The sequence below is a fragment of the Myxococcaceae bacterium JPH2 genome, assembly GCA_016458225.1.
Classification (GTDB): domain Bacteria; phylum Myxococcota; class Myxococcia; order Myxococcales; family Myxococcaceae; genus Citreicoccus.
The window spans coordinates 1-11,992 of the sequence record JAEMGR010000060.1 but is presented as its reverse complement, the minus strand read 5'-3'; the positions used below and the strand labels follow the sequence as shown (position 1 = coordinate 11,992).

The 11,992-nt window shown below is 70.9% G+C and carries 1 protein-coding gene; it reads right to left on the bottom strand.

Annotation, left to right across the window (positions count from 1 at the left end):
- Positions 1 to 11,992 (bottom strand): amino acid adenylation domain-containing protein (locus tag JGU66_35875; protein ID MBJ6766162.1); only part of this gene is annotated, 11,992 nt, incomplete at both ends.

The window sequence follows — 11,992 nt, the reverse complement described above, 5'->3', positions numbered from 1 at the left end:
CCGCCGGCCTTCAGCACGCCCAGCAGCGTCACCACCAGTTGGGCCGAGCGCTCCAGGCACACGCCCACCCGTGACTCCGGGCCCACGCCCCAGGCGCGAAGCTGGTGCGCCAGTTGGTTGGCCTGTGCGTCCAGCTCCGCGTAAGTCAGTCGCGTCCCTTCCGACTCCACCGCCACGGCTTCGGGACGCTTCGCCACCTGCTGCTCCACCAGGTGGTGCACCAGCTCGTCCCTCGGGTACTCCGCGGCGGTGTCGTTCCACGTCGCCAGCACCTGCGCCCGCTCTGCCTCCGTGAGGAGCGGTAGATCAACGAGCGGCGTGTCCGGAGACGCGACCACGGCGCGCGCGAGGAGCGACAGGTGCTCTGCCATTCGCTGGAGAGTGCTCTCGTCGAACAGGCTCGTGGCGTACTCGAAGCGGCAGGACATGCCCGCGCGGTGCTCCCACACCTCCAGGCTCAGATCGAACTTCGACGTATCCGTCGACACGTCCACGCCGCTGAGCTGCAGCGACTGCGGCGACGCATCCGCCTCCGGCGTGTTGAGGACGTTCAGGACGACCTGGAACACGGGTGTGCGGCTCTGATCGCGCGGGACCTGGAGCATGTCCATGAGCCGCTCGAAGGGCGCGTCCTGCCGCGAATAGGACTCCAGCGCTTGCTGGCGCACCCGACCGAGCAGCTCGCGGAAGGTCGGGGCACCGGACAGTCGCGAGCGGAACGCCAGCGTGTTGACGAAGCAGCCGATGATCCCCTCGACCTCGGGGCGCGTCCGGCCCGCGATGGGCGTGCCCACCGCGAAGTCATCCTGGCCCGAGTAGCGCCCGAGCAAGGTCTGGAACAGCGCCAGCAACACCATGAAGGACGTGGCGCCCTCACGTCTGCCGAGCTGGAGCAACGGCTCGGACAGCTCTCGCGGCCACTGCAGGCGCAGGCTCGTTCCCGCATAGGACTGCACGGCGGGCCTCGGCCGATCCGTGGGCAGCTCCAGCGCGGGGACGTGCAGCAACTGCTCCTTCCACCAGCGCAGCTGCTCGGCCAGCACCGCTCCTTCCAGCCACTCCCGCTGCCAGACGGCGTAGTCCGCGTATTGAATCGGAAGGGGGGGCAGGGGCGACGGAATCCCCGCGCCGAAGCACGCGTAGAGCACCGTCAGCTCGCGCGCGAGCACCATCGTGCACCAGGCATCGGAGACGACGTGGTGCAACACGAGGCTCAAGACATGCTGCTCTGCGCCCAGGCGGAACAGCAGCGCTCGGGCCACCGGCCCCGTGGAGAGGTCGAAGGGCAGGGCGGAGTGTTCGCGGCAGCGACGCAGCATCGCCTCCTCACGCTCCTCCGCCGTGGCGCCCGGGACGTCTTCCACGCGCATGGGCAGCCCGCCCGTATCAGCGACGCGCTGCTCGGCGCCGCTCTCGGTCAGGGCGTAGGTCGTCCGCAGCACTTCGTGGCGCTTCACCAGTTCATCGAGCGCGGCTTGGAGCGCGGCCACATCGAGCGCCCCGGTGAGTCGGAAGTTGGAGGCGTTGTTGTACGCCACGCTCGAAGGGTCGAGCTGCTGCAGGTACCAGAGGCGCTGCTGCGCGAAGGACAGCGGCAACGGCCGGTCCCTCCGCGCGCGCGGGATGGCGGTGGAGCCCGGGACTGCGGCCGGACGCGGTGCGGGCGCCGTTCGGGGTGCCGAGGGTGTCTCGGTCCGAGGCTTCGGAGTCGGAGTCGGAGCCTTGGCCGCGGGCAGCGTGACGGGTTCAATCCGACCATCCGCGCGGAGCCGCGCGCTGCGTCCCGTGCGGTACAGCCGTGTCTCGGCATCGAGCGGATGCGGCATGAGTCGCCGCGTGGCCTCCGCCTCCGCGCGCCAGAGTCCGCGAGGCAATCCGGCCCCGGTCAAGGCCAGCTCGCCCACCACGCCCACGGGCACGGGCTGTCCGCCCGAGTCGAGGATCCACGGCTGAAGTCCCTCGGGCACTCGCTCATGCGGCGCGCGGGGAAGGAGTGCGCCCTCGCGCGGACCGCCCGCCAGGAGGACCTCCACGCCCGCGGCGCGATGCAGTGCGCTCGCCAATTCCGAGGACGCGCTGTCCAGGACGAGCGCGCCCACGGGGCCCAGCGACTCCTTCGCCTGGGGTAGCTCCGCGAGCGTTCGGGCCAGGCGCGCGGACGTGTGAAGCAACGTGGCGCCTGACTCGCGGGCCAGCGCCAACAGCGCATCCACGCCTTGCTCCGCCTCCGCCACGACCTGGACGCGGTGAGCCGCTTCCTCGCGCTCGAGCTGCTCGCGAACCTTGGCCAGTCGGCGCAGGCCCTCCAGCACGACAGGGGTCTCCAGACCGAAGTCGATGAGGCAGGCGATCTCATCCACGTCGGCGTCGCGCACCACGCTCAGGCGCTTCACGCCGCTCTCGATGGTGCCGATGAGGCCCGTCTGCTTCGCGTGTCCCTCGAAGGTGTGCTCCAGGATGGCGTGGAGGTCTGCCTCGGAGACCTTGTCGATCTCCCCCTGGTAGCCCTGGGCCGCCAGCAGCGACGCGGTGATCTCCGCCGAGCTGCGGAAGTAGCTCATCAGCGGCTGGCGGACCGTCTTCAGCACCTCCTGCTCGTCGTCGCCGATGAACGTGTGGAGCATCACGGTGATGTGGCCTCGGCCCGGATGTCCGTTGCGGCGCCACGCCTCGCGGTACAGCGCCACCTTCTGCCGCAGCTCCTCCAGCGGCTGGACCATCAGGCCCGTGAGCACGCCGGCCCCCAGCTCTCCGGCCAGTCGGAACGTCTCGGGGCTCGACGTGGCGGTGAGCCACACGGGCAGCTCGCGCTGGACGGGACGGGGCCTGAGTGCGACCTCCACCTGGACGCCTCCGCCTCCCATCCGGCGGATCCGCTCGCCGCGCCACAAGGCGCGCACGGTCTCCAGGTTGCGCAGGAGGATGTTGCGGCGGTCCTCGTAGTTCTGCGGGGCGAACGAGAAGTCGTGCACGTGCCAGCCCGTGGCCACCGAGATGTCCACGCGGCCGCCGGACAGGTTGTCCACCACGGACCACTGCTCGGCGACGAGCAGCGGATCATGCAAGGGCAGCACGACGCTGCCAGAGCGCAGGCGCAGGTTGCGCGTGACGGTGGACAGCGCCGCGGCGACCACCGCCGGCTGCGGGTAGAGACCTCCGAAGGAATGGAAGTGCCGCTCCGGAGTCCACACCGCGGAGAACCCGTGGGCGTCCGCGAACTTCGCGCCCTCGATGAGCAGTTCGTACTTGGGGCCGCTGAGCGAGTCCTCGTCGTTGGCGAAGTACAGGAGGCTCAAGTCCAGCGCCTTCGAGCGAGGCCCGCCACCCTGCAACCGCACGAGCCGGGCCGAGACCTGAGCCGCGGGGAACGCCACGCGCATGCCCCGTGACAACGCCCACAGGGATTCCAGGTCGGCCTGTTCCGCGGAGGACTCCGTGGCCGCGAGCCACGTTGCCCCCGGGCTGGCGGACAACCGCCCATCCAGTGCGGAGAACAGCGAGGCCAGGGCGCGATGGTCGAGCGTCCACGCGGGCTGTCCCGCGCCCGCCGGAAGAATCCACGCGAGCGAGTCGGCGCCGATGGACGTGGCTTCGGAGGACTGAGGCGATGCGTCCCGCAGCTCCTCGACGAAGACCACCCGCGATGGGTCCAGCCGCGTGGAGGTCACCATGCCTCGCCACGTGAGGACGAGCGGTGAGACCGAGCCCTCGGGCGCGTACAGGGCGAGCGTGCCCAGGTCCGTCGGGCCCAAGGCCACCACCGCCGCGCCAGCCTCCAGCGCGCCCCATTGCGCCGCGAGCTTCTCCGGCGTGGCGCGCAGGCACAGCACCACCGGATCTCCCGTTCGGACGCCGAGCGTCCGCAGTCGCGTCGCGAGGCCCTTCGCCCAGCCAGCCAGGGCGCGCCACGTCCAGGACTCATCGCCCCGCGCCATCGCCACGGCATCGGGGCTGCGCGCGAGCTGCTCGGCGAGCCGCGTGGTCAACACGGGCGATACGGCCTGCCGCACCGGGCGAGGCCAGGAGCGGTGCTCCTCGGGCGTCGCGAGGGGGAGGCGCGAGACGCGCGTATCCGGGGCCGCGAGGGCTGCCCCCAGCAAGACCTGGAGGTGATCCACCAGGCGCCTCACGGTGGGGGCATCGAACAACTCGGTCGCGTACTCCAGGGCGCCGTGGACGCGCCCGGGCTCCTCGGCGAGCACCAGCGTGAGGTCAGACAAGGTGGCGCCCCACTGCACGGGCGCGTCCGGCAGATCGATCAACGAGCCGCGAACCCCTGTCAGCTCCAGCGCCGTTGCTCCTCCGGCAATCCCGCTGTGGAACACGAACACGGTGTCCGTCATGCGGCCCCGGCCAATGTCCTTGCCGGGGATGAGCTTCTCCACGAGGTACTCAAAGGGGACATCCGGCTGTCCCTGCGCGTCCGCCACGTCCTGCTTCACCCGGCCCAGCAGCTCGCGGAACGTCGGGTTGTCCGCGAAGCCCGTGCGGAACGCGGCGGAGTGCGCCACGTAGCCAATCAGCGGGAGCAGCTCCGCGCGGGTGCGATTCCCGATCGGCGTGCCGACGATGATGTCCGTCTGGCCGCTGTAGCGATGCAGCACCGTGTTCCACGCCGCCAGGACCAACATGTACGAGGTGAAGCCTTCGCGCTTGCCGAAGGCCCCCAGCTCGCGTGCGAGGTCCGGCGGGAAGTCCACCGACATGCGCACGGAGGTGAGGGGGCTGGTGAGAGGCCGAGCGCGATCCGTGGGCACATCGAGCTGGCGCGGCATGCCCGCCAGTCGCTGACGCCACCACTGCTCCTGTTCGGCCAGACGGCCTTCGCTGATCTCCCGTCGCTGCCACGCGCCGAAGTCCGCGTACTGGACGGGCAAGGGCGGCAGCGGCGAGGGGCGCCCCTGTCGGAACGCGCCGTAGAGCTGCCCGAGTTCGTGGACGAACAGCGCGATGGACAGCGTGTCGCAGACGATGTGGTGGATGCCGCCGATGAGCACGTGCAGCCGCGCACCGAGCCGCAACAACGTGGCGCGGATGACCGGTCCGTTGACGAGATCATACGGACGCGCCGAGTCCTCCTTCGCCAACCGGAGCGCCTCGACTTCACGTTCCTCCGGCGTGCCGGTCAGCTCCACCACGTCCATGGGGATGCGGACGTGCGGGTGGAAGCGCTGAACGGGGCGACCTTCGACGGTGTCGTAGGTCGTGCGCAGCGCCTCGTGACGCTGGACGACTTCCTGGAGGCTGCGGTCCAGCAGCCCCGCGTCCAGGTCGCCCTCCAGTCGGAGGATGAACGGGATGTTGTACGCGGAGAGGCCGGGGCGGTGCTGCTCCAGTCGCCACACGCGCTCCTGGACGAACGACAGCGGCAGCTCGCCCGTGCGAGGCAGGGGCACCAGCGGCAGCTCGACGCTCTCGGTGACGGCGGGGGCCTGACGCAGCAGCGGCTCCAGGCGCTCGGCGATGCCCGCCACGGTGGGGGCCTCGAAGAGCGCGGCGAGCGGGAGCTGGACGCCGAAGGCCTCGCGCACCTGGTTGAGGAGCTGCGCCGCCATCAGCGAGTTGCCGCCAATCTCCAGGAAGTTGTCGTCGCGTCCCACGAACGGCAGGCCCAGTCGCTCACGCCAGAGCGCGGCCAGCCGTTCTTCGATGTCACCTCGGGGCGCATCCTCGCGCCCGGGCGGTGGCGCGGGAGGCGGGGGAGGCGGGGGCGCTGCCACTTCTTGCGGTACAGGGGCGCTCCGCACGGGAGCGACGGGGAGCGCGGCCACCACGCTGGGCTTGGATTCGACCCAGCAGCGGATCTCCTGGAACGGGTAGGTGGGCAGGTGCAGCCGTCGGCGCTGCTCATGCGCGTGGACAGCGCTCCACTCCGGCTCCAGCCCCAGGCTCCACAGGTCTCCCAAGGCGGTCATCAACCCCGCGTGCTCGGGCGTCGCGCCACCGCGCCGCACCGAGGCCAGCGCCGTCACGCGCTCCTTGTCCTCGCCCAGGCAACTCCGCACCAGCGGCGTCAGGTCCTGGCCCGGTCCCACCTCGAGCAGGATGCTGCAGCCGTCTTCGAGCAGCGCGCCCACCGCGTCCGCGAAGCGCACGGGCTGGCGCATCTGCTCGGCCCAGTAGTTGGGCGTCCTCAGCTCGCCAGCGCGGCTCCACGTGCCGGTGAGTCCAGACGCGTAGCGGACGCTCGGATCCGCGCGGCGCATCGTGGACACCTCGCGCGCGAGCACCGGCATCAGCGGCTCCACGTCCACGGAGTGGAACGCATGCGGCGCGGGCATCCGCACCGCGCCGACGCCTCGGCGCTTCAGCTCGGCCTGGAGTCGCTCGATGTCCGCCACCGGACCGGAGGCGACGCAGCGATCCGGCGCATTGACCGCCGCCACGTTCACCTTCGCCGACAGCAGCGGGAGGAGCTGCGCCTCCGGCATCGCCACGCCCAGCATCGCGCCTTCAGGCAGGCGCTGCATGAGTTCGCCGCGAACCACCGCCAGCCGCAGGGCATCCTCCAGCGGGAGCACTCCGGCGATGCAGGCCGCGGCGTACTCACCGAAGCTGTGTCCCACGACGGCGTGAGGGCGGATGCCCCAGGTCATCCACAGCCGCGCCAGTGCAATCTCCACGATGAACAGCGCGGGCAGCGCGACCCGGGTGTCGCCCAGACGCGGCGTGGCGGACGCTTCGCCCAGTCCCAGCAAGGCGCGCACCTGAGGGGCCAAGGACGCGTCCAGGTGGCCGAGACACGCATCCACGGTCGCGCGGAAGTCAGGCTCGGCGGCGTACAGCTCGCTCCCCATGCCGAGCTGCTGCGCGCCCTGGCCTGGGAACACGAAGGCCACGCGACGCTCGCGGGCCGCCTCGGGCTCCGCGACATGGCGCGGCGTCGCGGGCTTCACGAGCTGACGCACGAGCGAGTCCGCATCGGAGGCCACCACGGCGCGGCGGTACTCGAAGCCCTGCCGGCCCGTGGCGAGGGTGAAGGCCACGTCCGCGATGGACACCGTCTCCGCGTTCGCGCGGGCGTGCTCGGCGAGGTTCCTCGACGCCGCGTCCAGCGCCTCGGGGATGCGCGCCGAGACGACGACGACATGGTGGGGGCGGTTGGTGGATCCGCTCCGCGACATGGGGGACTCCTCGAGGATGGCGTGGGCGTTGGTGCCTCCGATGCCGAAGGAGCTGACGGCCGCGCGACGGGGCGTCTCGCTTCGAGGCCAGGGACGGAGGGCGGTGTTGACGAAGAAGGGACCCGCGTCGAAGGCAATCTGCGGGTTGGGCTTCTCGAAGTGGAGGCTCGCGGGAATCTCACCGTGGTGCAGCGACAGCGCGGCCTTGATGAGCCCCGCGAGCCCCGCCACGGTGTCCAGGTGGCCAATGTTCGACTTCACCGAGGCCAGCGCGATGGTGGCGCGCTGCTCGGTCCCCAAGGCATAGGCGCGGTGGAGCGCCGCCACCTCGATGGGGTCTCCCAGCGGCGTGGCCGTGCCGTGGGCCTCGACGTACTGGATGTCCTGGGGCTTCACGCCGGCGCGCTCCAGCGCCTGGGTGATGACGGCCGCCTGGCCCTGCACGCTGGGCGCCGTGTAGCCCGACTTCACGTGTCCGTCGTTGTTCGTCGCGGTGGACTTGATGACGGCGTAGATGGCGTCGCCATCCCGCACGGCGTCCTCCACGCGCTTGAGCACCACGCAGGCCACGCCGTTGCCGCCGACCGTGCCCTGCGCCCGCGCGTCGAACGGGCGGCAGTGCCCGTCTGGCGAGGACACCATGCCCTCCTGGTAGATGTAGCCCGTGCGCTGGGGCACGGCGATGCGCGTCGCTCCCGCCAGCGCCACGTCGGACAGGCCCGCGCGCAGGTTCTGGCTGGCTAGGTGCACGGCCACCAGGCCCGTGGAGCACGCGGTGTAGAGCATCGTGCTCTCACCCGTGAGCCCCAGCTTGAAGGACGTCTTGGTCGCGAGCGCCTCATGCGTCGCGGTGCCGTACAGCTCGAAGACGGACGCGACGTCCAGCGCCGCGCTGCCTCGGACCGCCTCCGCGTAGCCCGAGTCCATCGCGCCCGCGTAGAGCGAGACGGGCCCCGGCGGGCGCCGGGGATCAATGCCCGCGTCCTCCAACGCGGTCCAGGCGCACTGGAGGAAGAGGCGCTGCTGCGGATCCATCCACTGCGCCTCTCGCAGCGACAAATCGAAGAACGCCGCGTCGAAGCGATCGATGCCCTCCAGCACGCCTCCCGCGGGGACGAAGCCCGGGTGCTGGGACAGCTCCATCCCCTCGGGGAGGCCGGGCAGGTGCTCCGCGGCCTCGGGCGGGAAGTGGGTGATGGACTCGACGCCCTCGCGCAGGTTGCGCCAGAACTCCTGGATGGAGCCCGCGCCCGGGAATCGGCCCGCCATGCCGATGATGGCGATGTCTCCGGAGGGAGCAACGGTCCGAGGTGTCTCGCGCGTCTGCTTGGGCGCGGGGGCCTCCACCGGCGCGGTCTCCTTCGCCAGCCGGCGCGCGAGGTCGTGCACGGTGGGGTGCTCGAAGAGCCACACGACGGGCACCTCGCGCTGGATGGCCTCTCGCAGGCGCGCCGCGATGCGGACGACGGACAGGGATGTGCCGCCCAGGTCATCGAAGAGGTGGTCGTGCACGCCCACGCGCTCCACGCCCAGCTCGCGCGCCCACAGCGTCGCGAGCTGCGTTTCGAGCGGATGGCTGGGCTCCACGAAGCGTCCCTGCCGGCCCGTCGTCATCGCGTCCGGCGCAGGCAGGGCCTTGCGGTCCACCTTGCCGCTGGGGCTCGTCGGCAGGTGCGTCAGCAGCACGAAGAGCGAGGGGACCATGTACTCGGGGAGCCGCGCGCGAACACCCGCCCGCAGCGTGGCGGAGTCCAGCGCGGGTCGCCCCGCGCCCGACGCGACATAGGCCACGAGCTTGCGGTCGCCGGGCACGTCCTCGCGCACCACGACGATGGAGTCCTCCACGCCAGGCAACGCGCGCACGGCGGACTGCACCTCGGCCAGCTCGATGCGGAAGCCGCGCACCTTCACCTGGTGATCAATGCGGCCGAGGAAGTCGAGCGCCCCGTCCGCGCGCCAGCGGACCAGATCGCCCGTGCGATACAGGCGCTCACCGGGAGTCGTGGCGACAGGGTTGGGGACGAAGCGCTCGGCCGTCAGGTCCGGCCGCGAGACATAGCCACGCGCCAGTCCATGGCCGCCGAGGTACAGCTCCCCCGGTACGCCGATGGGCACGGGCTGGAGCTGCGCATCGAGCACGAGCGCCACGGTGTTGTCGAGCGGCGGCCCGATGGGCACCACGTCCCCGACCTGCGCGGGGTCCTTCAGGGTGAACGCGGTCGCGATGACCGTGCACTCGGTGGGGCCGTAGCCGTTGGTGACGGGGATGCGCGCCAGCTCCAGGGCGCGGCGCGCGTGGGCCGCCGGGATGATGTCGCCGCCCACGTGCGTGGCGCGCAGGCGAGAGAGGAGGCTGGGACGGTGCTCGACGATCTGCGCGAACAGGCTGGGTGAGAAGTGGGAGAAGGTGACGCCGTGCTGGGTCACCACCTGCTCCAGCCGAGCCAGATCCGTGGCGAGCGCATCCGCCGGGTAGATGACCAGCCGACTCCCATTGAGCAGCGGGTTCCACATCTCCAGGACGGACAAGTCGAAGGAGAGCGGCGCCAACAGGAGCCATGTCTCATGCGCCCCCAGCCCCGCGAAGGTCGCGCTGTGCACCAACCGGAGGATTCCCCGGTGCTCGATGGCGACGCCCTTGGGGCGGCCGGTGCTGCCCGAGGTGAAGATGACGTAGGCGAGGTTGCGCGGTCCGGCCCCACTGTGGGGTGCCGTGGTCGGCCGCGTGCCCAGCTCCAGCTCCTCGGTGAAGACGGCGGGGACCTGGGAGTCGGGCAGGGCGAGCTGCCCATGAAGCGCCCGAGTCGTGAGCATCAATCGCGGCCCGCCGTCCTCCAGCATCAGCGCGAGCCGGTGCGCGGGATAGGACGCATCCAAGGGGATGTACGCGCCTCCGGCCTTGAGGACCGCCAGCGTCGACACCACGAGGGAGAGTCCGCGCTCCAGGCACACCGCGACGCGCTCATCGGCCCCCACGCCCTGCTCGCGGAGCCAGTGTGCGAGGCGATTGGCGCGCTGGTCGAGCTGTCCGTACGTCAGGCGCTCCTCGCCGCACTCCACCGCGATGCGGTCCGGATGTGCCGCGGCCTGCCGCGCGAAGTGCTCCGCGATGGTCACGTCCGAGGGATACGGGCGCTGGGTGTCGTTCCAGTCGAGAACGACCTTGCGGCGCTCGTCCGAGGGCAAGACCTCCAGCCGCGAGACGGGCGCATCGGGCTGAGCGACCACGGACTCCAGGAGCACGTGGAGTTGACGCGCGAGCCGCTCCGCGGTGTCCGGCGTGTACAGGTCGCTGCTGTACTCGATGTGGCCGCGCACCCCGTCCGGCGTCTCCGTGAGCATCAGCCCCAGCTCGAAGCGCGCCGTGGCGTTGTCCACCTCCATCGGGATCAATCGGAGTCCGGGGGCGCGCAGCTCCTCGGCGGGCGTGTTCTGGAGCGAGAAGATGACCTGCACCAACGGTCCGCGACTCAGGTCGCGCTGAGGATGCAGCTCCTCGACGAGCTTCTCGAAGGGCAGCTCCTGGTGCTCGTAGGCGGACAGCGTGGTCTCGCGGAGCTGGGTGAGCAGGGCACGGAAGGAGTCCTGAGGGCGGACGCGAGCGCGCAGGACGAGCGTGTTGACGAAGAACCCCACGAGCCCTTCGAGTTCACCCTGGCGTCGTCCCGCGATGGGCGATCCGATGAGGAGGTCCTCCTGCCGGCTGTAGCGCGACAACAGGAGGGCCCAGACACCAAACAGGGCCATGAAGGGCGTGGCGCCTTCCTGTCGGGCCAGGGCCAGCAGTCGCTGGGACAGCTCGCGGGGCACGTGAACCGGGTGCAGCGCGCCGCGCATCGAGCGCACCGTGGGCCGAGGCTTGTCGGTGGGCAACTCCAGCACCCGAGGGGCCTCGGCGAGGGCGTCCTTCCACCACGCGACGTGACGATCGAGCACCTCGCCCTGGAGCCACTGTCGCTGCCATGCGGCGAAGTCGACGTACTGAATGGGCAGCGCGGGCAGCTCCGGCTTGTGGCCCGACGCGAACGCCGCATAGCCCGCGGCCACCTCACGCACCATGACGCCCATGGACCAGCCGTCCGAGACGATGTGGTGCATGCACAGCAGCAGCAGGTGCGTGTCCTCGGACAGCCGCAGCAGGCGGGTGCGAAGCAAGGGGCCCGAGGACAAATCAAAGGACCGTTGGGCTTCTTCGATGCACAGCCGCTGGGTCTCTGCCTCGCGGGCCTCGACGGTGAAGGCCCCCAGGTCGGTGAGTGGGAGCGGCCACGCGCTGAGCGGCTGGATGCGTTGAACGGGCTGACCGTCCTTCAGGGCGAAGGTCGCGCGCAAGGGCTCATGCCGGAGCACGAGGTGTTCGAGCGCCAGCCGCAGCGCCTCGGTGTTCAGCGCGCCTTCCATCCGGAGCGCGCCGACCATGTTGTAGTGACTGCCACCCGGCTGGACCTGATCGAGCACCCACAGTCGCTGCTGCGCGAACGACAGCGGCAGCTCTCCGTCGCGAGGAATGGTCCGCAGCGGAGGCACCTGGGCCGTGCTCGGCTGGCGCACCAGGAACTGCTCTTCGACGAACTCCGTGACGCGGGCGACGGTGGCCGCGCCGAAGAACGCGCGGAGCGGAAGCTCGACATGGAACGTGGAGCGCAGCCGAGACACGAGCTGGGTGGCCATGAGCGAGTGGCCTCCCAGCGAGAAGAAGTCGTCGTGCAGTCCGACGTGCTCGACGCGCAGCACGTCGCGGAACAGCTCCGCGATCCGCTGCTGGAACGGCGTCAGTCGTTCCACCGGACGCGCCGCCATGACCCGCGCTGAATCAGGTGCGGGCGGTGGGAGCGCGTGACGGTCGAGCTTTCCGTGAGCGGAGAGGG